The sequence below is a fragment of the Prolixibacter sp. DSM 2831 genome (genome assembly GCF_056493735.1).
Window position 1 is genome coordinate 3,355,309 of record NZ_CM151379.1, and the last position, 24,161, is coordinate 3,379,469.

Consider the following 24,161-nt stretch of genomic DNA (forward strand, 5'->3'; position numbering starts at 1 on the left):
GGAAAGTCGCTCGTGGAATCGCGTTTGTCATGATTTGATCACATTACGTGAAGAAACCGGTTGCCTATTTCGGGATGGAGATCACGATGCGAAAACCATCGGGATCAACATACGTCATTCCATTTGCTTTCCAGTAAGGATTGACCGGTTCCACTGGTTGAAAACCTTTTCTTTGGATTCGTTGATTCAATTCCGTGTATTCCTGCTCCGTTTCAACATAAAATACCAGCAAATCATCTTTGTCAGCGTGATGATTCGGTGCCTCACCAGATTTCGTGTATTCGAGGTGCCAACCAGTTCCCTCCTTTCCCAGGAAGATGCCATCGTATCCATCGTGATCATGGAATCCCCCTAATTGTGCCAATCCCACTGCATCACAGTAAAATTCGAAAAGTGGTGCAAAATCGTTCGTGTGCCGGGCTACGCGTAGTTTCATCTGTTGTCAAGTTGTTTTATGGGAATAACAGATGAGACAGTTGGAGGTTTCAGGTTATGCTTCGCTGTTTTTATTGTTCCTGTAGTTTCTGTTGTTAGAAGAGTTTTAAGTTTTAGGAGTTAAGTTTTAAGACCAGAGACGCCAGAGGAAAGACATTAGACTTTAGACCTCTTTTTTGTTCATTTCTCATTATTCATATTTTTTCCTTCTCCAGTTTAAACAACTGGAATTCCAGCAAATCGACATTGTAATTCGGATTGTACGGATTACTCAATGACAAATACAATCCATCTTTCGTGATGAAATACCCATTCATGTCGTATACATCGGTTGGAAAAAGTGTTTCCCCGATGACTTTCATGTCTTTATCCAGAATCATGATGGAAAAATCCGGGGGATAACTGATCAAGTCTCTGTATGATCTGTCTTCTGTACACTCATGTTCCTGGATGGCAAACCGGTAAAAAACATCCCGGTAGGGATCGGCTACCAATCTTATATAATGAGGATTCAGTCCTTGTCCAAATTTGAATTTGCCATTCCTAACATCGATATACTTGCTTTTGGCCGGATATGATTTCCAGTTTTTTGCGTCATCGGAAACAAACACATCTTCATAGTACATGAAATTGACGAAGAACCTGTTCTTTTCAACGAAAAAACCGAAGAACGGCGGATAAAATTTGCTGGTCCAAAAGTCTTTGGGTAAACCAATATCCACCATTCGGGCAGTCTTTGCAACCGTATCAAGCTCGGCAACCATCCGGACTTTCTCCGGCGCAATGCTTTTATAATTGCTTTCGTCAAACCCCGGATAAAAAGGAATATATAATTTCGAGTCCTTAAAGCCCATGCGCATGTTCTCCAGCGAACGAGAATTGGGGGCATACACCATTTGGTCCTGCTGATACTTTGAATAGTCAATCGTCGAAGTCCGCTTCCCTTCCTGATTGATGATGAACAGCCTTCTCTGGAAATTGGATGTTACGCAGATACTGTCATAACTCAGTACCTCGAAGCCATTGGCATCTCCCACGCCATTAGGTCCCCGTGGTTGCAACTTAATGATGTTGACCAGCTTTTCCGAGTCAAGATTAAAAACACAAAGCTGGTGGGTATACCCGCTCAGGTAAAACAGGTAGTGGGACGAATCGGGCGAGGTGTAGGGCTGTAAACAAACCGACCGGTTTACAAGCCAGCTATTCAGTTGAAAGGTGAGCTTTTTATCTGCCGCCTTCAGCTTAGTTACATAATGTGCGTTCTCTGAAGCATCATTCTTTCCTGCCCGATTTGAATGGCACGAAACAAAAATCAAAAAGATTACGATGATAAATAATGGTTTCATTGGTTTTCTGGTTTGAGGTTATATGTTGACAATTTCACGGTTACACCATTTCAGGTTTCAAGTTACAGGTTCGCAAGATGTTGCTGTGGTTGACATTGTTTCTGTTGTTTCTGTCGTTACTATTGTTTGGCTTCGATGTAGAATTCTCTCTGTGCCTGTCCCAAAGAACGTCGCGGGGTTCATCTGTAGATAAAATCTTGCCCATCAGTGGAGGGTTTTGGCGTTCTTTTGCGAAAATCTTTGCGTATACTCTGATTAATCCAAATTTTCAGGCTACTTTTTTGTCAGCTATTCTGGGATCAAGACACAAGTAGTTTATATCATACTTTTGTCCGGATTCCAGGATCGCATAAATTATTCTCAGTAGTTTGTTGGCTACATTATTTAGTACTAAATAAGAAGGTTTCCCTTCTGCTTTCTTTCTGATATAATAGTTTTTCATCTCTTTGTTGTAAGTGATCGCAGATGTTGAACATAAATACAGAAGTGTTTTTAATGATCGATCACCCATTGAACTTATTCTGTGCTTTTTTACCATCTTGCCACTACTGTTAGGGAAGGGACAAATTCCTGCAAAAGAAGCAGCCTGGCGGGCTGTTCGGATCTTTGTAAAGTTATGTGTCTTTATGATTAGCTCATTGGCTGTAACAGGTCCTATTCCCTTTATACTGCAAATAAGTTCACTGTTCTGAGCATATTCCTGGTTGGCGTTGATTATTTTCTGTATTTCTTGCTCAACTGAACTGATTTGTTCACTTAGATCAGCGATCACCTCAGTTGCGATATAGTGAGCTCTTAATGACTTGAACGGAAGCCTGCCTTTGTCTTTCCCTTGCGTTAAAAGTATCTTTCTGTTTTTCACCAACACTTGCCGTAAGTTGTGTAACTCACGAAGTTCATGGATGGTCTCATCTGCATATTCAGCCGGTCTTAGTTTATCAGAAAACCGTTCCCCATACTCTCTTATCCTGGCTGCATCTACCGGATCACTTTTCCCTTTTTGAAGACCCAATGAGTGCTTAATCTCATAGCCAGAAACAGCACTGATGCTTACTTCAAAACAGTTAGCAAGAAAAATAAGTAAGTCACCATAAATGCCTGTATGTTCGATGCATAAGGTTGAACTTGAAGGTAAATCAGATAAAAACTCACAAATAGAATTGTAGTTGTTTTTAACTTCCAATTCTTTAATAATTCCCTCTTCAGAAAGAAAATTCACATTAAACTTTTCCTTTGAAAGATCGATACCATAAATTTGTCTCATAGTGTTTTATTTATAGAGGCTCCAATTGAGTGGCAAAAACCGTGATAATGGGTTATACCCTAAATACTCTCTGGCTTTAACTCAAACGTATGTAGTTCTTAATACGCAAATTAGGTTTAAAACCTGGTCCTTTGCTAAAGGTAACGCTACATACGGGAGTCTCTTATTTATGCTATGAGTATAACCAAACTTACTCCTCTATTAAAATGCAAGTCTAACGGTCCTTTGCGTGGAATGAAAATGATTTCAAGTTTCAGGTTCGCCAGAAGTTACCGTAGTTCACATTGCTCCGGTGGTTATGGTCGTCCCGTCGGGATTTCTCACTTCCCCACCTTCTCACATTCAGGGTTTCGCGGTTTTATCATTCTGACAAGGAAATCCCTAACAATACATGGCTGTGTTGCGCAAAATACATCTCTACTTCGTCGCCTTCGCTGACTTTATCAAAAAACTCCCTGGAAACATCATAAGCAGCCTGATTGATAATCAACTGAAATTTATCGATGGATTTCATTTCCTGATTCGATAACGTACCACTTCCGGCTTCATGACCGGTATGTTTCATTTTTCCGGTGACTTTTTCCATCCTGACGGTTCGGTAGCCCGCTTCCAGGTCCCGGTTCAAATCACGGTTAATCCGATGCAACGTCACCCAGCTCAATCCAATAATACCCATATCAATAGCCACTAGCACGGTATGCTGATGAATGATATCTGTCATGGCCAAATCGATGAAATTGAACAGGATTCCTGCCAGCAAAATCATCCCGGCAAAAACATAGCCGCTTCGTTTTTCATACTTCAAAAGGCGAATGTCTTCTTTGGTTAGTCTTCTTTTCATGGGTTAGTAATTAGTTTGTTTCTCGATCTGCAGAGATAAAAAAATTCACTTATCTCAGGGTTAGTTTAGGCTATTGAAGATAATAAAATTTGTGAAATAAATTCAATCACATCATTGACTTTCACTAATAGCCAATGTATCTTTCGATTCCTAACACCTCCCGAAGCAATGTCTTACTTAATATATGGAGGAATCAAATCATGCAACGTCCTATTAGCATTTTCCTGTTGGCTCTTCCTCTCGCTTTCCTTTGTAATTGCCAACAATCAAGAATCAATGTCGATGAAGAACTGTCAAAGGTAAAATCCCGCTCTAAAGGAGTTGTTGCTGCTGAATCAGCGAAAGACACTGAAAAAGCAGTAAGCTTCTACGCCAAAGACGCTGTGATTCAATACGCCGGTGGTCCACAAATTCAGGGGTTGGACACTCTAAGAGATTTGTATCAGCAAATGTTTTCAACACCTGGGTTTAAATCGTTTTCCGGAAAGACAACAAACATGTTCATCTCACAAAGTGGCGATTTGGCTTATGAGATCGGCGTTAATCGAGTCATTATGGAAGGAAGTGACGGGGATTTACTGGACAAGGGAAAATATCTGGCCGTATGGAAAAAGATTGACAACAACTGGTATATCGTTGCCCTGAGTTTTACCAGCGACACGGCACAGCCGGTTCCGATTCAGGAGTAATTTACATTTTGTAAACCTATTTCAGGACAAGACAGTTCGATTGTTCGGAAGGATGCGCACTTTTCACCTCATAGTTCTTTTGGTTTCAGACCAGATTCAGGGTTTAATGAAGGACATTCTCTGCCTTTTGCGTGATGAGCGTCATCGCTTTGCTCTCCTCCTGTATCTCCACCATGTCGAAACCGGTGAGTTTTAGGAAGAGCTGGATTTCGTCTTTGGTGAAGGCCCGCAAGGTGGTTTTATCTTTATGTTCGGTGACTTTCCCACCGCTCTCGATGATGTAGCGGGCCTGCCAGTTCCAGGTCCAGCCGGTTTCGAGGTTCTTTTCGAGGTGACTGATTCGCTGTATCTTTTTATCCGGCAATTCGATGGTTTGCTCGAAATCGCCGAAATTCTCGAAGATACCTTGGGCTTCGAAGACACCGAAGACAAACAGCCCGGTTTCCTTCAGTGCGTTGTGAATTCCGGTGAGGGTGTCGACGATTCCTATGTTGTCGGTGACATACGCCAGCGAACGACCAGTGATGAGCACGGCATCGAACTCATTGTTGAAACGGAGGTTGCGCATATCGCTTTGAACGAACACATCCTGTTGTATCTCTTGCCGGGCAATATCCAGCATTTCTCCAGCGACATCCAAGCCCGTGTAGTCGTATCCGTTGGTGAGGAACCGGCGGGCCAGCATGCCCGAGCCGCATCCCACTTCGAGAATCTTTTTGCAACGGTTCTTCCGCAAGAGGTCGTCGTAGAAGCGGTACTCTTCATCGTAATCGAAGATGTGCTGGTACATCTCGTGATACACGCGGGCCAGTGTGGTATAGAGTTGGGTCATGGTTTGGGACCTCTTTTAAGTTCTCTCCGCTTAGTTTATTATCTATCGTTGAAACTTTAGTAATTCTTCTACAAGCAGATATACCTTAGATGATTTTTCTACAGGAAAATAAGTAGAACTTACGTCAGCATCTCGCGCTCTTCGTATTGCATTATCTATATACGGAAGATAGTCACCATCAAATTTCATACTTGTCGATTTTTCATGCAACTCTTGCTTCAACTGTCGCGGTTTTTTGCTTTCTAAAGCATCAATATCTCCTAAATGCATCCACAACCAAATTTCGAAGCAAGGATTACTCATCGCTAGATGCCGTTGAGAACTTTTCGAACAGAAATCATTAACTAGTTCATACTGCTCTCTAGGATATGCGTCAACGTCAAGTACAAACCAGATTTGATCATCGGATTCTATATTAACTCCTCGATGGGGATCTTCAACAAAAGTTTTCACTCTATCGAGCACTCTCTTTGGAGCTGATTCACCATTTTGAGGTGGAAGAGGATGAATAAAAGCTTTTCTTGGTTCTAAAAGTCTCCTTTCGAGCTCGCTAAAATATTTGGGCTCTTTTCTTTGTCCTTCATAACCAATAATAATCATTGAAGCATCTCGAAACGCTTCTCTTCTTTGATATGATAAAGCTCTTCTCTCCATTAACTATTTCCAATTTAGATCAGCCAAGTTAGACATAAATGGGATTGCTCCATATCTACCTTGCAAATAACCTTTCTTTATGTCCTTATCATATCTTTCGCTAAAATCACTCAAGGGGTAAAAATCACTACTTCCGTCAGTACTCTTTTCGACAAACCAAATTTCATCCTGTCTTAAAATATCTTGATCTAATAAATTACTCTCATGCGTGGTAAATATCAACTGACTTTTCACTTTTGAGTTGTTTAAATATAAATTCAATAGTTGTTTAGCTAAAATAGGATGCATACTTCTTTCTATTTCATCAATAATTACAATCCTATCATGGAAGATTAAATCATAAAAAGCTGGCGTTAATTCAAATAATCGATTTGTTCCATCAGACTCTTCGTATAAATCAAATTCAACATCATTTATGTGAATAGATTTTATTACCAAAATCACTGGTTTTTCATCAACAATTGTGGCAAAATTCAACTTATTATCTTTATAGAAGGCTCTTCCTAATGAATACTGTTCAGTTTTATCGATATAATCTTTCTGTTTTTCATAATGTTCCCAAAGCGAATCCTCTATTTCTTGTTTTAACTCTTTCTCTTCATAACTAAAAAATACATCAAATGGAACTTCTCGAATACTTAAAGATTCTACCCCCGTCTTTGATTCATTTAAAAGTTTACTAGTAAACAGTCTCAAATCTTCTTCTGAAGATATAATAGGTACAGAAAGAAGTTCTCCATAAGGATCTATCACCTTCAATCGTGAAAACCAACCTAATGCTTTGCTAAACAAATCTGTTTCTTCAAATATTTCATACGCGACTGAAAGAAACGGCACATTTTCTTTCAATAACTTTTTCTCGTAGCCCCGCACAAAGCCTAGCTCATCATCTGTTATCAATGAACTGAACTGAATCGGTTCGCCATATTTTCTCCTGTATACCAAATCCTCGGTATTTTTATCTAAAGACTCGATAACGTACAACCACTCATCTTCAACACGACCTTTGTTTAGTTCTATGCCATAATCAAAATGAGTATTTTGGTGTTCAAACTCAACCCGAAATGTAGTAGCCTTATCCTTATATGACTTTTCAAGTCTAAATTTTTTGCTAGCAGGCACAATTATTGGCTCATCAGCTGGTTCGTTTACTATAATATTTTTTAAAAAGGCAAACGCTTTTACTAAATTGCTTTTCCCAGACCCATTAGCTCCATAAATAGCAGCTGATTTAATAAGCTTAACACCTGAATGAGTCTCATTAATATGATCTTTATGTAATTTATAGTTTTTCCCGGTCAGCATATTAAACTCAGTCTCATCTTTGAAAGACATGAAATTACTGACAACAAATCTTATTAACATATCTATTCGTATTTAGAGAGAAAGTTTCTCTTCTTTCTCTATTTTTCATACAAAATAAAAAAACACAACTCCAAAAACAAAACAATTAAGAGAAAATATCTCTTGTAATTCTGTTAAATCACCTTGTATTATTGATATGCTTTAAGATGTAGGCGCCGTCGTTAGGAATAACTCACTCTACAATAAAATCCATACCTAAAAGAACACTGATTATCAACATCTTTTAAATTGGTATAACTATTGAAAATGCAGTTGGTCTTAATAAAACTGTACAAATGGGGTATACCACGACTTCATCTGAAAATAAATCTTAGTCGGTATAATGCAGAAGATATTGTCAACACTGCAATACTTTTATATATCTCTTACCAGGCCGGTTGCTGCACAAAGTAGTTCCGCTTTACTTTCATTAAACCGTACTGCAGGAAAAGGTACGGCAGCATTTCGATGAACAACACCGTAAGGCCTTCACGCAGGGTTAACGGCGAACTGAGTGCGGTACTGTCGGTGAAAATCATGAGAAACAGGGCCACAATAACCACCATAAACACAAGGATACTGTAGAAGAACTGCAGGTAGGCGAAGTTCCGGAAAGCGATCACTCCTACCCTTTTTTGCAGACTCAGCTTTTGGGCCAGCCGGAGGTAATGATAACCGTTCAGGATGAAGGCCAGTACTACTATCAGGATACCATAGCTGTACAACGTCTCATCAATGACGCGCCCCCGCTCGTAAGCCATCAGGATGTAGATGGGAATGGAGGTCACGATGATCCAGTTGATGTTGACAGCCGGCTTCCTGATTTCGAGGAGCAGTGAGAGGTATTTCTTCATACCAGTCAACAAGCGGACGAGCGCCATGAGGCTCAGAAACAGCACGAGGCCGTAAAGACGGGTATCATCCATGTCGAGCATTTGCAGGATGATTTCGACCACCAGCATTGAGAGGAATATCCAGCCCGATGAAATGCCCGCATGAATGTAGCGGAAGGCTTTGGTCTCCCGGCCAATCCGCCGATCATCTTCGGGAACCGGCGGTGGGGTGTCGCGGAAGAAAATGGCCAGCTCAGGCACGAGCACTGCCTTTTCCCATTTGGTCAGCCCCTGTTTCCAGACCTTCGTCGTTTCACCAATCTTTCCTTTCAGTTCATCCAGGCTAAACGGTCCGAATCGATCGCCGTCAGCAATGTAATACCACTCTTTCATAAATTTTCATTCCTTGCTCCCGGTTAGGTTCTTTTTCATCCATAATACCGGAGCGCCATGCCCAAAAGACGTCTCCATTTGCCAGTTTTGCCGGGAAAGGTTTGCTCAGATTTTATTCTGATGTATTATCAAAAACGAACAGGATCCGCAATTAGTACACGAAAGTAGTATTTCTAATTTAATTTATTGTTCATTAGCAATCACTTCAGACTATTAAGAATGGATATAAAATGGTCGCCGGTTTCAGGTTAAGGAGTTTCTGTGATTACTATTGTTCGACTTCGATGAGGGGATTCTTTGTGGTCTTCGTGAAAATCCTTGTGTCCTTCGTGGTAAAGAAAAAGCTCCTCGCAAAGCCCGCAAAGGTTTTCGCAAAGAGCGCAAAAGGCTTTTTACAAATGGTAACTGCAAAGGATAAATCCTGAAACTCGGATTTATCCTTTTTTACCTCCTGTTTTTGGAGGATTGTTAGCTCTTCCTCGTCCGGATGGTTTTCCAGTTGTGCTGGGAGCATTTTTTAATCCGCTTGATTTTGAAATAACAATTAAATTGAAGTTTGTAATAGATCGATTAACCGTTACAGACAACTAATTCGTATTCATCACGACTCCCGAACCGGTAATCGTTTGCGTAACGGTTGGGTTTCCTTTGTAGAAAACACTTCCCGAGCCGCTGATGCTGATGTTCAGGGCATCGTTAACCGTGACGAAGCAAACACCGCTGCCGGGAATACTGATGTGGCAATTGTCCGAAACAATCGGATAGGCGGCAAAATTGCCGGAGCCGCTAATTACAACGTCCAGATTCTTCAAATCGGGAAAATTCTTCGTCCCCATCACGTTTCCACTTCCGGTGATGGTAACCGACAAATTTTCACAACCACCGAAAGCGTTCATCTCAATGTTTCCCGAACCGGTAATGGTCAACACCAAATCATCCTGCCCGGTAAAATCGTTCACTTCGATGTTTCCCGAACCACTGACCAGCAAGCTGCTGATGACAGGAACGGTGATATGAATCGTTAAATCGTAATTAGTGTAATTCCCGTCTTCCAGTTTCACGGTCCAAATGCCTCCTGACACATTGGTTTCCAACCGGTCGATGATATTCTGCTGAGCCGACACTTCCACTGTTTGTGTGGCTCCCTGTGTGATAATGATGTTGGCTGCCCCGGCCAAATCAATGCCGGTGAAATCAGGAACCGTAATGGTCTTCGTGACCACCGGGCCTTCGCCTGTTATGCGGATGGTGTCGCTATCGCAGGAAACCAGCCACAGGATTGGCATTATCAGGGCGGTAATGATAAGTGCAGGTCGTTTCATATTGGCAACGTTTCAGGTTAATGGTTCATCGGTCTTTCCATACCTGAATAAAGTTACACAATCCGAAATTCAAATGCATCTTCCTGAACGTCATTTAAAACGCCAAAGATTTGAAGGTTGAAATGAAGCTATTTTTATGACCGCTCTATTCCTGCGGGTTCTCGTTGAAGCTAATCATCCAGTTGATGCCAAAAGCATCAGTACACATGCCGAAATAATCGCCCCAGAAAGTGGAAGCCATGGGCATGGTGACATTGCCACCTTTCGACAGGGCCATAAAGAAGCGGTCGGCCTGCTCTTTGCTTTCGGCTGAAACAGACAATGAAAAGTTATTGCCTACTTTCAATTCGGGAGCCCAGCCGCCGGTATCGCTACCCATCAGGATATTATCCTTGCTAAGCGGCAGGGAGATGTGCATGATTTTGTTTTGGTCCGCTTCCGGGATTTCGACACCATCTTGTGGCGGCATGTCTTTGAAACGTCCTAGATAGATAAATTCACCACCAAAAACAGCCTTGTAGTGGTTAAAAGCCTCCTCGCAGTTTCCTTTAAATGTCAGATAGGGATTTACAATTGCCATGATCTCAGAGTTTGGTTACACAGAAAGTTTTGTTCCGGATGGTCCATCCGGTTACATAACACTGCTGCCGGATAAAAGTTTGCCGTTTAACTATTCTCCAGCGAACAGAGAAAGCTATCCATCAAGTTGTTCAACTTCATTTCGGTCGCAGCATCGTTGAGGGTACCATCTGTTCCAATTTTCCCTTTGGCTCCTTTGATCAACAAGCTCCCGTTCTCCGGAACTGCGGCGCCCAGTGTACCCATAATCAACCGGAGTGATTCGACCGCTTTCTCCCCTGAAGCGGCCGCCACAATCAATGCAACCGGCTTTTTACTGAAGATGGTAGTAGAGACTGTCCATTCAATAGCATTTTTCAAACTTCCCGGCAGGCTGAAAACATACTCAGGGGTACAAATAATAACACCGTCGGATATGGCAATGCGATTCCTGAAATCGACTACGCTTTCAGGAGGTGTTTCGGTATCCTTGTCGGGATTGAAATGCGGTATTTTATCAATGCCGTCATACAAATCAACCGTTATTCGACCGCTGTATGTTGCCGCTATTGCTTTCAGCAGTGCAAGGTTCACCGATTGCTGTTTGGTGCTTCCCGATATAGCCAGTATTTTCTTTTTAGAGCTGGTCATGCTTTACTACTTCACATCAACAAGATGCAAAACAGTTTTGACGAGTAAAGGTTGGCCGGGAATTCTTTAATGAAACTTCTCTCCTTTGGCCATCATTTCCAGAATCTGTTGCATACGTTTCTTACGGGTTTCCGGTCTTTTTGCTGTATTCAGTCTGTATGCAATGGCATACAGATTGGCTTTGTTCAGTTTTCGGAAAAACGCCAGCGCCTCTTGATTGGCCGATAAAGCTTTCATAAAATCATCAGGGATGGTCATGTTGCTTTGTGCTTCATAGGCTTGTTGCCATCGTCCATCCGCTTTGGCGCTTTCCACTTCTGCCAGTCCGGTTGGTTTCATTCGCCCCTGTTTCATCAACCGTTCTACATGCCCGGTGTTCCGCTTCGACCATTTGCTTCCATTCCGGCGCGGAGTGAATCTTCTCAGCCACGATTCTTCGTCGTATTTCTTCAACTGTCCATCAATCCATCCGTAACATAGCGCCACATCCAGCGCTTCGTCATAAGTCACGGTTTCCTTTCCCGAGTCTTTTTTAAACAATCGCAACCAGATGCCGTCCGGGTTGGTATGGTTCGCGGCCATCCAGTCTTCAAATGCTTTTCCCGATTTGAAAGGCAGGATGGGTAATTCGTTTGGCTTTTCTTTTTTCATTCTGACTTCTCCCGTATCTTCAAAAATGGATGAAATACGTATTCATACGGGCAAAATTCAGACAGGTTCCGTTAAATAATTCAACAGAGACAAGATAATTCCCTGTCTCTGCGATTTTGGAGCATTACGACTGAACTGCTTCAATCCGGCTGGCTGCACCCGAGACAATTCCTATCCGGTTCCAGGCGTTGATGGTGATAATGCCCATGATAATTTGGGCCAGGTACGTTTCATCGAAATATTTGCGTGCGTTGACGATCAGTTCTGGCGGAATATCTCCATGTATCCGGGTAATGGCATCTGTCAGCGCCAGGATGGCTTTTTCCTTTTGGTCGAACAGGGCGGTTTCTTCCCAGGCATCCAGCAAAAAGATGCGTTGTGGTGTTTCGCCATACTTCATCGCATCAGTAGTGTGCTTGTCGATGCAGAAGGCACAACCATTAATTTGCGATGCCCGTATTTTGATTAACTCGCGATGAATATCGGTTAGTCCGCTGTTTTTAAAGTAGTGTTCCAAACCGAGCATAGCCTGGTATGCTTCTGGTTGTACTTCGGCAATCTTTACATGTGCTTCCATGACATTTGCTTTTAGTTCGTGACAAAGTTGAGCATGAAAACACGAGAAAAACTTAAACGGGTTTAAGAAACGGATGTATCAGTCTTTTTTCTGAGTTCACTCAGATATTCGGGCGTCATACCCAGCAAAGATGCCAGCATATATTGCGGTACCCGTTGCACAAATTCCGGATATTTTCGCTGGAAATTGAAGAACATTTCCTCTTTGGAGCGACTGTACAACAAACCAATGCGAAACAACGACGCCGAAAAGGCCCGTTGCAGTATTTTTCGAAAATAGGTCTCGAAGGCAGGTATCGTGGCGAATAACTTTTCACTGGTTTCATCGTCCAGTGAGATGATAACCGAATCCTCAACGGCCTGGATACAATATTGGCTGGGAACTTTGCGATCTTTGCTGGTATAATCAGTCATCCACCAGTTTTCGATGGCAAACTGAATGGTCCGTTCGTTCCCCTGCTCATCGGTAAAGAAGAGCCGCAAGCATCCGGATGCCACAAAATGATTGGCCCGGCAAACGTTGCCGGCAGTTAGTAAAAACTCCTTTTTCAGTACCTTTCGTTCGGTAACGCTTACCGTAATAAAATCGGCCTGGTCATCCGTCAATTGGGTAAACTGGCGAATGTGTTGAATCAGCTCCCTATTCATGGAATTTTATTTTCCCATTACGGAATTGAGTGGGAGAAGGTAACAGGAATTGTTATTAATTAGATTCAGCTAACCGATAAGTGTGCCTCAACAATTCGGGGCCGCCGAATGGTCCGTGTCCGGGAATGACAATGCGCGCTTCCGGGAATTTGGCCATCACCTTTTTAATGGTGGCCGGATAAGCTTTCAAATCGCCATCGGCCGTGTTGCCCAACGTACGCGAATTCATACTCTTTACCAAACAACCGGGAAACAGGATCTTCTCTGACGGAATCCAAACCACAATGTTATCGGTCGCATGGGCCGGCCCCAAGTAATAACATTCGATGATTTTATCTCCTAGTTGCAATTGCAACGAATCTGTGAATCCATGATCGGGAACGGGCAAGCCTTTTACTTTCGCGCTGTCGACGGTTATCTGGTTCGCCCACGACGGAATATGCTGCTGTTGCAAATAAGCTAGTCCCCCCATGCAGTCAATATGCCAGTGGTTGGGAACAAACCCGACAACTTCTACCTCCAGCGAATGTTTGAGCCAATCCACCAACGTCCGGGTTTCTTCTTCGGTTACCGGTGTGTCGAACAGGAACGCCTCCTTTCCGTTGACGAATATCAATCCGTTGGATGAAACCCGTCCAAACGGCGGTATTTCCGACTGCGAGATATGTACATATGTCCGTTCGGACAGTTTGACCAACACAATATCATCGGACACTTTTATACGCTGCGCAATTTGCTGCGCCCATACTTGTCCCTGCAAAAAAACTATCAGGGAAATCATCAACCATTTCTTCATATTCACCGTAGTTACTTTAGGAAGTTTATATTTTATGCCAGCGCCTGATGAATGTAATCGAGACGGACTTTTGCCTCAGGCTCCTGTTCGAAGATGTCATCAAGCTTCTCGCAAGGATAATCATTGCAATGAGCACAGTTTTCTACCCCTCTTTCCCGGGCACAATTCCGGATGCTGCAATTCCGGCACCCCGAGAATATTCGTCCTGTTTCAGCCGTGCAGCCATCGCAGTCGGTAACATCGCGCAGTTGAATATCGATTCCATACTCCATCGCGCACTGTCTGACAATGTCCTCCCGCATCGCCTGTTTCCGTATCAAATCCGTCTCGAGCGTGGCCAGATGAATGGGGCATCCGTCGCAATGCAATCCACAATAAGCCATCATGATCGTTCGTGTTTAGGTCTCGTTTCTTTTTCCCGTAAAGGGAAAGCATTTGTTTATTTCAGACGGAGCCAAATTCCTATCTGTTCTACCCGCCGAATCCTTCCGTCGCTTCGTTGCCCTGCGACTATGAGATGAAATAGCTGCAGGTTCTCTTTGATCCGTTGTCAGCCATTCCATTGAAAAAGTTACGTAAAAACTTTGCATTTATCCTAACGGGAAGCGGCTCAGTGTGCTTACATTTTCCTTGCGGAGGTACCAGTCGTTGGCTACCAGCTCGATTTCCTTCACCTGAAAGGTGCCGAAGTCAAAATCCCGAAACTGTTCCAGCTTATCCAGGAAGGCTTCTTTTTGCCGGAGCGGTTTCCGGAAACGAATAACCGTAGAATGGGCCGTCTGCAGAACATACCGTTTGTCGATGGATTGCTGCAGTTCTGATTTCCCGAATTGCTTCCGCAGACTTTCGCGTAACTCATTTAGCCGGTCGTTTTCACTGAATCCCTGAATCATCACTCCTGACGGCGAAGCTGTAATTCCTTTCATCCGGATTGAAAAAGAGTCTTCGCCTGCCATACTTTCACGAATCAGCTGATTGTAAGATGGTAAATCAATCTGTTCCGGATGAAATCCGGAGTAACAGGAAATAACCGACAAAAGGGTGATATGCAAATCGGAAGCGGGATAATAATACTGGTCGGGCTCTGTATCTTTCAACTTACTCATCCAAAAGAGAATGCGCTCCTTCACCTCTTCGCCCGGGCGAACCAACAGGGTAATTCCTCGCCGGTCATCCAACGAATCATCCAGTAATTCATCCGTAACAACTCCCTCATCCCGAATCTTCACTATCGATTCAGTATATAAGTTGTGATAATGTTCTGTCAGTGCGATTTCATTCATGGGATTTGATTAGCTGTCTTCATTTATCCTGACTTCTCTTGCCAAGGTATTTAAAAGTAGGAAAAATTCCACAGCGTGGAAAAAAGCAGATATACTGTCGATTTAGTTTCATCCCTAAACGTTAATTAAAGACAAAAAAGTATTTATCTATTGCTTTTAGGCCACAAACAGTGTAACTTATTTATTCTGTATCATTTAAGTAATCATATTATCATGAAAGATCAAAAGATTATTGCTGTTGTGGGGGCTACCGGGGCACAGGGTGGCGGACTGGTTCATGCCATTTTAAATGATTCGTCGGGAGAGTTTAAGGTACGTGCACTAACACGGAATCCCAATTCCGATAAAGCGAAAGCACTGGCGGAACTGGGAGCTGAAGTCGTGGCCGCTGATGTTGATGACAAACAAAGTCTGGTAAAAGCATTCACCGGAGCATACGGTGTGTATTGCGTTACCTTCTACTGGGAACACTTTTCTCCCGAAAAGGAGAAAGCACATGCGAAATCGATGGCAGAAGCAGCTAAAGAGACTGGAGTCAAACATGTTATTTGGTCGACATTGGAAGACACCCGCAAATGGATTCCGCTAAGTGATGACCGAATGCCCACTTTGCAAGCGAAATACAAAGTCCCTCACTTCGATGCCAAAGGTGAATCGGATGCTTTCTTTGTGAACAGCGGTATTCCTTACACCCTGCTTCATACTGCTTTTTATTGGGATAATTTCATTCACTTTGGAATGGGACCGCAGAAGCTTCCTGACGGACGACTGGCGATTACTTTCCCTATGGGCGACAAAAAGCTTCCCAGTATCGCAGCAAAGGATATCGGAAAATCGGCTTTTTACATTTTTAAGGCCGGGACAACTTACCAAAATAAAACAGTGGGCATTTCAGGTGGCAACTTAACCGGACAACAAATGGCAGACAGTTTCTCCAAAGCGCTCGGTGTTAAAGTTGTTTACAATGATGTACCGCCTGATGTGTACCGAGGGTTTGGTTTTCCGGGAGCCGACGATTTAGGAAACATGTTCCAGTTTAAAAAAGAATTTCAGGATTATTATTGTGGTTCAAGGGATGTGAATTTTACGAAAAAGCTCAATCCGGAACTGCAATCATTTAATGAGTGGCTGACTGAAAACAGAGAAAACATCAAAATTTAAGAACTAAAAGAAAAGCGTTATTGAAGTAGTCTGGCCTTACCTTTCCCAATCTGCCACAGTTTTCTTCCGACCAGGAAAAACCAGAGGAGGTACAGTGGTCCGGCAATTGCCATCAATAATGTACTGGCTGCCGGGTAAATAAAACCCGCGAAGATGTGCAGAAAGTCAACTCCGTGGGTTACGAGGCCGGTGTAGGCGGTGAGTTTACTGAATACGGCACTTCTCAACATCACCCAGGAGATAAAGATGCCGCCTAACTGGGTCAGTACACTTCCCACAATGGCTCCGGTTCCGTGCCACATGTCAGAAGCGAAAAGTACTTCGCCGGCAGCAATCAGGCGGCGTTGTTCCTCCGGAGTTATGGCGCCGGCATACCGGTTGCTCAGGTATAACCATGAAAATACAGAAGGTGTGGCCAGGAAAAGCGTAACACCAATAAATACCATGACTACCGATAATGTGGTGATTCCCTGGTTGGATTCCTTCAGACTGAAGTAAAGACCGGCGAACAGCACGTAATATAGCGGGATGAATATAACCGTCAGGATGTCGAGACGGAGCAGGCCGACCAGCTTATTCTCCTGCAACATGCTGAAACACTCTTCTACCGTTATCGGTTGGGTGCCGACGGTGACCAACAATATCATCGTTGCAACCGAATAAACAATCAGGATAAAGGCTGCAATCCCGGCTATTCTACAGAGTCTTTTTACCCCTGCATGTCCGGCTATCCATTCCAGTGTTGTGTCTTGTCGCGACATCATGCTATTACTTTTGATACTGTTTGTAAAGCTACCGCTTCGGAGAAATACATACTACAACAAGTCCATCTTCCGGCGGGATGTAGCAATCAGTGCCAGTCCAACGATTCCAATGGTAATTCTGGCCGGCACGGGTAACAATTCGAAAAACATCATCGCTGCTCCCGTCAGTGCCAGAACGATACCGACGTAAAACTGAATGTTGTAGATAGTCTTTCTTTTCATTGCTCTGAGTTTAGTTGTCCGGTATGCTATTGGTTATGCAACGATTCCCCCAAACGGAATCTATACTCAAGTTACCAAAATTTGACCAATCCTCTTAGCTACTTCCGGGAAAACTATTGGTGAGTAGCCTGCACTTGCTCCCTTTCCACACTGAAAGATTCATTCCGCTGCAATGCAAGAATGACCTGGCTTATCAGGAAAATACGGTCGTGCAAAAGAGGATAGTTGATCTTTTCCGATGTGTCGGTCGGTTTGTGGTAATCTTTATGCAAACCGGAGAAGAACATCACGGCCGGGATACCTTTTTCATAGAACTGATACTGGTCGGAACGCATGTAGTACCCAGTTAAATCGTGCGAATTGTTGAAAGTATAATCGAACGAACATTGCGGGACTAGTTGGTCGACCTTTTCAAAAAGGGCCGCGAGTTTTGGCTGCGTGTCGGTTCCAAGGGAATAGAGATAAGCCTCTTTCCCGATGTGTTGAGAATCGACACGTCCAACCATATCAATATTCAGGTTAAGCAACACTTTCCCGGGTTCGAAATCCTCACGTCTTACCTGGTATTTAGCGCCCAGATCTCCCACTTCTTCACCCGTCGTCGCCAGGAAAACCATGTTGTATTTCAAATCCGGAATACCGGAAAACAATTTGGCTAATTCCAGCATCGAAGCCACGCCGGAAGCATTATCATCGGCACCGCGGAAATAAAAACGTCCGTCAGTTCCCATATGATCGTAGTGCGCCGTAATATAGATGGAAGTATCGGACGTGCCCTTCAGCATCCCGATTACATTTCGCCCCGTCGTTCGGTTCACTATCCGCTCACATTTCAGCCGAACAGTGTTCACCGGACAATCAGCAATCGCTTTAGTTTCGATCAATTGATTAAGGTCTCTGGCAGACATCTTCATCAAATGGCGAATCTGCATATTGGGAATAATAAATTCCACAAAACCAATACTATCATTTTCAGACCGATCACTATCAGCAAACGCATATCGTTTCCTGGTCATGAAGTTCTTAAAAGTTCTCCGGATGGATTCGAATTGCTTATCGTTGTAGGGATTAGCTAAAATTAACCCTGCGGCTTTTCTTTTTTCCAGTGCAATCTTAATATGATACGCTGAACGCAGATTCTTTGTAAAAACCAAAACCATTCGGTTTTTTACATCGATTTGATCCAGTTCTTCCGGCCTTCCGTTACCGCCGAAGACCAGCTCCAGCTCCTTTTCCTCATTTGCGGGTTCACGACTCATACAGGCCATCTCCTGAAAGTCATCGAGCTTTCGGTTGCGGGCCGTCTTCAGATAGGTTTCGCCCCGATAATACTGAACCAGCTTAAAATCGTCGTAGTAGCCGTTGTCTCCTGCTTTCGACAGGCCGTATTTTGCAAACTCTCCGTCAATATACCGGGCCGCTTTCATCTGCCCGATCGTTCCGGTCAGGCGCCCTTCCATCGAATCGGATGCCAATATTTTGATGGTCTGCTTTAGCTCATTTTTATCAATTGAAAATTGTTTCGCGTGGAGTGCGGATTGCCCATAGACTTGAGTTGTCAATGCAACAAAAAGGAAAACAAGAATTCGTTTCATCTGTCGTTTAGGTTAGTGAAAAAGTAAAGCCGGTCCTTTGAGTAAAACCAGCTTTCTAAAGCTACAAAACTATTATCACATCTAAAAAGATATCTTACATCTGCGGATTGAGATACCCGGACAAACCAAACATTGCTCCACCCAAATCTGTTAAACACTACAGAAGGACTTATCTTTTTATTGAATATTAGAATAGCAAATCATATGATAAAATTAGGAAATACGGACTTACAGACTGCTCCCATCGTATTCGGGGGCAATGTTTTTGGATGGACACTCGATGAAAAAGAATCATTCAGGATACTGGACGAGTTGATCGACGCTGGTTTCAATACCATCGATACGGCCAACGTCTATTCCCGCTGGGTCGACGGAAACCAGGGCGGCGAATCGGAAACCATCATTGGGAAATGGATGAAAGAGCGACGCAATCGCGATAAAGTGACGGTGATTACCAAAGTAGGTTCCGATATGGGGCAAGGCCATCGCGATCTTTCTGAGAAACACATCCTGGAAGCGGTGGACGATTCGTTGCGCCGGTTACAAACCGACACCATCGATTTGTACCTCTCGCACTGGGATGATGAGAATACACCGGTGGAAGAAACCCTGGGAGCTTACGAGAAACTTATCAAAGCCGGAAAGGTGCGCTTTATCGGTGCGTCCAATCTTCCGCCCGAAAGGCTGAAAGAATCGCTGAGAGCCAGTGCTGAGAACAACCTGCCGCGCTACGAAGTGTTTCAACCCGAGTATAACCTGTACGACAGGCAAGGTTTTGAAGAAGGTATCGATCCCGTTTGCCGGGAAGAAGGGTTGGGCGTTATTACCTATTTTTCGCTGGCCAAAGGTTTCCTTAGCGGGAAATACCGGAGCAAAGACGATCTCGGGAAGAGTGTGCGCGGAGGTGGCGTGGAAGGCTACCTGAATGAACGCGGTTTTCGCATTCTGAAAGCACTCGACGACCTGGCCGCCAAGCATGAAGTTTCGCAGGCAGCTGTGGCACTTGCCTGGCTCATTCACCAGCCCAATGTAACTGCCCCCATTGCCAGTGCAACGAAAAGCAGCCATCTGAAAGCTTTCACCGAAGCGGTGCAGATGAAACCGGAACCGGAAGATCTACAGTTGTTACGAGCAGCTTCAGCATATAAATAATCTTAAGCCGAAAATTTGAATCCCACATCATACGGTTTCGTATGTTAAAATGAAGCCCATCAAACAAAAATGTATATGATTAGAAAATTAATCCCCGTACTGCTCTTTGGGATCCTGTTAAGCAGTTGTAGCCAAAAGCACAAGGGCCATTCGGCAAATGAAGACACGGCCGCTAAAACGAAAACCAAAACAGAAAAAGCGGCCAAACCCAAAATCCTGTTCGTGTTGACCAACCACGATCAGAAAGGTGACACCGGCAAGAAAACCGGTTTCTTTCTTTCGGAAGCCGCTCACCCGTGGGATGTCTTAAAAGACAAATACGTCATCGACTTTGTCAGTCCGAAAGGTGGAAAAGCGCCTGTTGACGGATTCGATTTGAGCGATCCGGTGAACAAAGAGTTTTGGGACAATCCCGAGATTCAATACAAAATCAATCACACGCTAAAACCTTCGGAAATTAACCCTGACAACTACGTGGCGATTCATTTTGTTGGTGGCCACGGCGCCATGTGGGACTTCCCTGAAAGTAAGCAACTGGCAGCCATTGCCGCGAAAATTTATGAACATCATGGCGTGGTGAGTGCTGTATGCCACGGGCCTGCTGGCTTGGTCAACATCAAGTTGGACAATGGTTCCTATCTCATTGCCGGGAAAAAGGTAACCGGTTTTAGCAATGAGGAAGAAAAAGCCGTGAAACTCACCAATGTCGTTCCGTTTTTATTGGAAAATAAACTGAAGGAGCGAGGCGGAATATATTCCTGCACATCAAAGTTCACTGTGCATGTCGTGCACGACGGACGATTGATTACCGGACAAAACCCACAATCGGCGAAAAAGGTGGGCAAAGAAGTACTGAAAGAATTGCAGAAGGATTAACTTCCGGATACGATAGAATATTAAAAAAAGCTCTTGCATTCCCCCGCAAGGGCTTTTTTTCCCACACATATTATTTAATATTAGCATATTACCTCATTTTTTACCTTTTGATGATGCTTCGTACAGATTGAAATACTAAAAGGACACCTCCAAACGTATTTCAGAGAAATCGATTAACCTAAAAATCTATCCAAAATGAAAGTAAAGAATCTCTGGAGCGTCATGTTCATCGTTTTCGCTTTGATAACAAGCTGCAGCGATGACAACAACGGCGTCGATGAAATTGAACAAAAGAACAGCGAGGAACTCCTCACAGCTCATCCCTGGAAATTTAAAAGCCAGGAAATTAACGGCCAGACATCTGATTTTATTACCAGTGGTTCCATTCCTTATATTGCTATTTTCAATGCTGATGGAACCTTTGCCATGGCCAATTTTTATCACTACGAAGACAACCTTCCCTGGACTTTCGATGCAGAACAAATCTATGTAGATGAGCAACTGCTGAACATCGATGAAATCTCGGAAACGAACCTGAAGATTAGTTACACCGACGAAGAAGACGGCGATGTGACGCTCTACTTCGAATCGGAAGAACCCGCTGACGCCTTCGAGGGAGAGGCTATCTATGGTAAGCATTATAAAGTAGCCGAAGCTGTTTTTAATTCGGAAACTCAAACCATGGAAAACAATCTTTCGCTCTTCCGGTTCCGCGCTTTGATTGAAGATGGAATGGCGACAGCCACCTCTGAAAAAGCAGTTAGTCTGCCCTACACCATTGTCTCCAAGACATTTGTTTTTGTGGAAGGAATGAGCGTAGGATACGAAATGGAAGTGGACGCAGAAGGTGATTTGCACCTTTTGTCAATGGAATATGTTAGCTCCGGTCCCAAATCGGCCAGTGTAACGGGTACGACTGATACTGAAAGCGCTTACAGCTTGTCATTCCGGTTTACCGAATGTGAACTCTCCGACTTTCTCACCGGTCCCGACTGGAAACTAACTGAAGTTGAAAAGAACGGACAGGTAACCACCCAAGACTTGCCCATTGACCTCGGTACCATCTGGTTCATCAATCCACTCAGCAAAAAGATTGAGGAGCGCCCGACCGCAGCGGATGATGTCGCCGAATATTTACTGTGGGACTTTGTTGGTACGCCTACGGCCGATAATATTCAGCTGGAAGTTACCATCGATGGCGGTGAAGTTTTAACGTTTACAGTTATCCAAATCAGCTTAACCGAACTGATTTTCGAAACCGAGTATAACACAGATGCGTACCGCTTTACGTTCTCTGTGGAAAACGAGCAGGACGTGTAATCTAATAGTGACTTTCTCAGATTACATGTTTTTATTCAATAATTCAATCACCTTAACACCAAACATTTTCCTGCAAAGTGTTTGGTGTTACTTTTTGGGATAGTGAGTAACCACTATTTCGTGAAATGCTTCGTCAAAACCCCCAACAAATCGTGGTTGAATGCTGTATCCAATTCCGGAAGTGTCTTCAAACCAAAGATAAAAGCAATGGCAACCGGATCGGCCCGATAGTCGGTGTGCCCCTCGTAAAATTCATAGCGCATGATATAATAAGGCGCCATTTCGCTGAAATGCAGCGAGGCAATTTTAGTTTCCAACTCTTTTCGCTGCGCAGATGTTAGCTGACTGTAGTGCTCGTCCAGGAAGGTCTTTTCTTCCGGAGTCAGAGCGCGACTCACTGTAAAATCAAAACTTCCCTGAACTTCATCCTGAAAGATGGAAACCTGCCAGCCTTTGCTTCTCTCCCCTTTGAAATTCAATTGATGGCCGTTATAGAATATCACGGGTATGTTGTCGTAAAATCTTTTCCAATGCCCTAACTCAATTTCCTTCAGGACAAGATTCCAAACATGAAAAAGGGGCTTAGCCATCTGCGGATGCGTCAGCCCCATGGCACGCACCAGCTGATTATCGCCTTTCAGTACCGAAAGAATATCTTCGTCTTGTGCCATAAAACCGGCATGGGAAAAACCATTGGGACGTCCTATCTCATTGATAATTTTCACCGGGAATCCCGTAATTCGGTCCTTACCTTCTAACTCCGCTTCATCATGCAAACCAGTCTTTGCCAGCGCCGGGAAATCGCCTTCGTCGACACCGAGCTGTTGCCCCTTTCCCATCATCCATTTAAATTGGTTGCTGTAAAGAAGAGGTTGACCGTTTTCCACTGTAACCGAAACAATTCCAAAGGTAGAATCCTTCTTCATCACCAGAATTGCTTCTGTCCCGTACTTCAGCACCGACGGGGAGGCGATATCCGGTTTCGACAGGTAGGTGAGCGGATAAAAGAACCAATCCTGATTTGCTTTTGTCTTTTTCCCCCGTTGCCCCAACGAAAGGCCGGTTGAGAATATCAAGACAACCAGCAGCAGCCCCAGGCGACGTTTCCACCGAACGAGATGTTCTATCCTATTTTTCATGGCTCTAACAGTTTCAGTTCTTTCAAAATGTCCTTTGTTATTTCGTAGCGTGCCCGACTGGTTCCGTTGAAATCATCGGATACAAAATTCATGGCATAAAAATAGGGCCGGTTATCCTTTTCAAAGTACCCGACCAGCCACATGACGTAATCAGTGTCGTTCAGAACTCCGCCACCCGTCTTTCCACTGAGTGTCCAGTCGTCTCCTTTTTCCAGCACGATAAGCTTCTTTACCTTTTCAACGGATTCCTTCGAAACCGGTAAATCATCGTGATAGAACTTGCGTAGAAAAGCGATTTGCTGATTGGCGCTAATTCGGAATTCTCCGGCCAGCCAGAACCGGGTAGGCGGACCGTCCAGATTCTTATTTCCATAGTCAAACGCCTGCACGTATTTCCGGTATTTATCTATTCCTATCTTTTCGGCAAAGCCGGTATATACCCATACACAGGAATATTTTATCGCTGTACCTAAGGTTTGATCCTGATTCCATTTCTGAGCCTGCCACTCATGTCCATCCCATGGAATTACCTGGTCAGTATCGGAAACAACACCTTCTTCCAAAGCAATTACCGAATGGGGAATCTTAAAAGTGGAGGCAGGAATAAATCCGGAATCGCATCCTGCCGGATTGTAGCGAATGAACTCATTGTTCGCTTCGTCGAATAACACAAAACATCCGTTGACACCATACCGGTCAAAGTAAGGTTTGAAATTTCGCTCGGTCATCTTTTGTCCGTAGCCTAAAGAAACCAGTGATAAAAGGAAAAACAGGTTCAGTAAATTTTTCATGGTAAGTCGTCAGTCAATTCAACGT

At 43.7% G+C, this 24,161-nt stretch carries 27 protein-coding genes; 5 read left to right on the plus strand and 22 right to left on the minus strand.

Going from position 1 to position 24,161, the window contains the following annotated elements:
- Positions 1 to 64 precede the first annotated feature (64 nt).
- From AC060N_RS13635 to AC060N_RS13650, 4 genes are all read right to left on the minus strand, one after another.
- Positions 65 to 436: a VOC family protein gene (locus AC060N_RS13635; RefSeq protein ID WP_479524292.1), complete on the minus strand. Its 372-nt coding sequence runs from the start codon at positions 434 to 436 to the stop codon at positions 65 to 67.
- 193 nt (positions 437 to 629) lie between these two features.
- Positions 630 to 1,781, minus strand: coding sequence for a DUF4221 family protein (locus AC060N_RS13640; protein WP_479524293.1), 1,152 nt, complete (start codon positions 1,779 to 1,781; stop codon positions 630 to 632).
- Between the two features lie 268 nt (positions 1,782 to 2,049).
- Positions 2,050 to 3,045: an IS110 family transposase gene (locus AC060N_RS13645; protein WP_479524294.1), complete on the minus strand. Its 996-nt coding sequence runs from the start codon at positions 3,043 to 3,045 to the stop codon at positions 2,050 to 2,052.
- Positions 3,046 to 3,406: 361 nt separating this feature from the next.
- Positions 3,407 to 3,886 carry a hypothetical protein gene (locus AC060N_RS13650; protein ID WP_479524295.1) on the minus strand — a complete coding sequence of 160 codons (480 nt, stop codon included), beginning with the start codon at positions 3,884 to 3,886 and terminating at the stop codon, positions 3,407 to 3,409.
- Positions 3,887 to 4,086: 200 nt separating this feature from the next.
- Between AC060N_RS13650 and AC060N_RS13655 the strand changes: the two genes are divergently transcribed.
- Positions 4,087 to 4,575: a YybH family protein gene (locus tag AC060N_RS13655; protein WP_479524296.1), complete on the plus strand. Its 489-nt coding sequence runs from the start codon at positions 4,087 to 4,089 to the stop codon at positions 4,573 to 4,575.
- A 103-nt stretch (positions 4,576 to 4,678) separates the two neighbouring features.
- On the opposite strand, the gene AC060N_RS13660 is transcribed toward AC060N_RS13655, so the two are convergent.
- The 13 genes from AC060N_RS13660 to AC060N_RS13720 form a co-directional block, all read right to left on the minus strand.
- The gene (locus AC060N_RS13660) at positions 4,679 to 5,407 is read right to left on the minus strand and encodes a class I SAM-dependent DNA methyltransferase (protein WP_479524297.1); all 729 of its coding nucleotides are present in this window, start codon (positions 5,405 to 5,407) and stop codon (positions 4,679 to 4,681) included.
- Positions 5,408 to 5,449: 42 nt separating this feature from the next.
- Positions 5,450 to 6,061: an RloB family protein gene (locus AC060N_RS13665; RefSeq protein WP_479524298.1), complete on the minus strand. Its 612-nt coding sequence runs from the start codon at positions 6,059 to 6,061 to the stop codon at positions 5,450 to 5,452.
- A 3-nt stretch (positions 6,062 to 6,064) separates the two neighbouring features.
- Positions 6,065 to 7,426, minus strand: coding sequence for an AAA family ATPase (locus AC060N_RS13670; RefSeq protein WP_479524299.1), 1,362 nt, complete (start codon positions 7,424 to 7,426; stop codon positions 6,065 to 6,067).
- A 365-nt stretch (positions 7,427 to 7,791) separates the two neighbouring features.
- The gene (locus AC060N_RS13675; RefSeq protein ID WP_479524300.1) at positions 7,792 to 8,631 is read right to left on the minus strand and encodes a DUF4339 domain-containing protein; all 840 of its coding nucleotides are present in this window, start codon (positions 8,629 to 8,631) and stop codon (positions 7,792 to 7,794) included.
- Between the two features lie 587 nt (positions 8,632 to 9,218).
- Positions 9,219 to 9,953, minus strand: coding sequence for a head GIN domain-containing protein (locus AC060N_RS13680; RefSeq protein ID WP_479524301.1), 735 nt, complete (start codon positions 9,951 to 9,953; stop codon positions 9,219 to 9,221).
- 145 nt (positions 9,954 to 10,098) lie between these two features.
- Positions 10,099 to 10,533: a VOC family protein gene (locus AC060N_RS13685; RefSeq protein ID WP_479524302.1), complete on the minus strand. Its 435-nt coding sequence runs from the start codon at positions 10,531 to 10,533 to the stop codon at positions 10,099 to 10,101.
- Between the two features lie 86 nt (positions 10,534 to 10,619).
- A complete protein-coding gene (locus AC060N_RS13690; RefSeq protein ID WP_479524303.1) occupies positions 10,620 to 11,162 on the minus strand; it encodes an NADPH-dependent FMN reductase in 543 nt (180 codons plus the stop codon).
- Positions 11,163 to 11,228: 66 nt separating this feature from the next.
- Complete coding sequence (locus AC060N_RS13695; protein WP_479524304.1) at positions 11,229 to 11,813, minus strand: YdeI/OmpD-associated family protein; 585 nt, start codon at positions 11,811 to 11,813, stop codon at positions 11,229 to 11,231.
- 124 nt (positions 11,814 to 11,937) lie between these two features.
- Positions 11,938 to 12,390 (minus strand): carboxymuconolactone decarboxylase family protein, encoded by a 453-nt coding sequence (locus AC060N_RS13700; RefSeq protein ID WP_479524305.1) that lies wholly within the window; start codon positions 12,388 to 12,390, stop codon positions 11,938 to 11,940.
- 62 nt (positions 12,391 to 12,452) lie between these two features.
- Positions 12,453 to 13,037 carry a Crp/Fnr family transcriptional regulator gene (locus tag AC060N_RS13705; protein WP_479524306.1) on the minus strand — a complete coding sequence of 195 codons (585 nt, stop codon included), beginning with the start codon at positions 13,035 to 13,037 and terminating at the stop codon, positions 12,453 to 12,455.
- A 55-nt stretch (positions 13,038 to 13,092) separates the two neighbouring features.
- A complete protein-coding gene (bla, locus tag AC060N_RS13710) occupies positions 13,093 to 13,833 on the minus strand; it encodes a subclass B1 metallo-beta-lactamase (protein WP_479524307.1) in 741 nt (246 codons plus the stop codon).
- A 32-nt stretch (positions 13,834 to 13,865) separates the two neighbouring features.
- Positions 13,866 to 14,219: a DUF3795 domain-containing protein gene (locus AC060N_RS13715; RefSeq protein WP_479524308.1), complete on the minus strand. Its 354-nt coding sequence runs from the start codon at positions 14,217 to 14,219 to the stop codon at positions 13,866 to 13,868.
- Positions 14,220 to 14,423: 204 nt separating this feature from the next.
- Positions 14,424 to 15,116, minus strand: coding sequence for a 2'-5' RNA ligase family protein (locus AC060N_RS13720; RefSeq protein WP_479524309.1), 693 nt, complete (start codon positions 15,114 to 15,116; stop codon positions 14,424 to 14,426).
- 213 nt (positions 15,117 to 15,329) lie between these two features.
- Here AC060N_RS13720 and AC060N_RS13725 point away from each other — a divergent pair, with 213 nt between their 5' ends.
- On the plus strand, positions 15,330 to 16,277 hold the full coding sequence (locus AC060N_RS13725; RefSeq protein WP_479524310.1) for an NmrA/HSCARG family protein: 948 nt from the start codon (positions 15,330 to 15,332) through the stop codon (positions 16,275 to 16,277).
- A 17-nt stretch (positions 16,278 to 16,294) separates the two neighbouring features.
- On the opposite strand, the gene AC060N_RS13730 is transcribed toward AC060N_RS13725, so the two are convergent.
- From AC060N_RS13730 to AC060N_RS13740, 3 genes are all read right to left on the minus strand, one after another.
- Positions 16,295 to 17,041, minus strand: a complete 747-nt coding sequence (locus AC060N_RS13730; protein WP_479524311.1) for a hypothetical protein — start codon at positions 17,039 to 17,041, stop codon at positions 16,295 to 16,297.
- Positions 17,042 to 17,092: 51 nt separating this feature from the next.
- On the minus strand, positions 17,093 to 17,263 hold the full coding sequence (locus AC060N_RS13735; RefSeq protein ID WP_479524312.1) for a hypothetical protein: 171 nt from the start codon (positions 17,261 to 17,263) through the stop codon (positions 17,093 to 17,095).
- 113 nt (positions 17,264 to 17,376) lie between these two features.
- Positions 17,377 to 18,858, minus strand: coding sequence for a M20/M25/M40 family metallo-hydrolase (locus AC060N_RS13740; protein WP_479524313.1), 1,482 nt, complete (start codon positions 18,856 to 18,858; stop codon positions 17,377 to 17,379).
- A gap of 204 nt (positions 18,859 to 19,062) precedes the next feature.
- On the opposite strand from AC060N_RS13740, the gene AC060N_RS13745 reads away from it, so the two are divergent.
- From AC060N_RS13745 to AC060N_RS13755, 3 genes are all read left to right on the plus strand, one after another.
- Positions 19,063 to 20,010: an aldo/keto reductase gene (locus AC060N_RS13745; protein WP_479524314.1), complete on the plus strand. Its 948-nt coding sequence runs from the start codon at positions 19,063 to 19,065 to the stop codon at positions 20,008 to 20,010.
- A gap of 75 nt (positions 20,011 to 20,085) precedes the next feature.
- Complete coding sequence (locus AC060N_RS13750) at positions 20,086 to 20,886, plus strand: type 1 glutamine amidotransferase domain-containing protein (protein ID WP_479524315.1); 801 nt, start codon at positions 20,086 to 20,088, stop codon at positions 20,884 to 20,886.
- Positions 20,887 to 21,081: 195 nt separating this feature from the next.
- On the plus strand, positions 21,082 to 22,206 hold the full coding sequence (locus tag AC060N_RS13755; protein WP_479524316.1) for a hypothetical protein: 1,125 nt from the start codon (positions 21,082 to 21,084) through the stop codon (positions 22,204 to 22,206).
- A gap of 113 nt (positions 22,207 to 22,319) precedes the next feature.
- On the opposite strand, the gene AC060N_RS13760 is transcribed toward AC060N_RS13755, so the two are convergent.
- Together AC060N_RS13760 and AC060N_RS13765 are read right to left on the minus strand one after the other, a co-directional pair.
- A complete protein-coding gene (locus tag AC060N_RS13760) occupies positions 22,320 to 23,345 on the minus strand; it encodes a hypothetical protein (RefSeq protein WP_479524317.1) in 1,026 nt (341 codons plus the stop codon).
- Positions 23,342 to 24,136, minus strand: coding sequence for a penicillin-binding transpeptidase domain-containing protein (locus AC060N_RS13765; protein WP_479524318.1), 795 nt, complete (start codon positions 24,134 to 24,136; stop codon positions 23,342 to 23,344). The genes AC060N_RS13760 and AC060N_RS13765 overlap by 4 nt, the downstream gene beginning before the upstream one ends.
- Between the last annotated feature and the right edge of the window lie 25 nt (positions 24,137 to 24,161).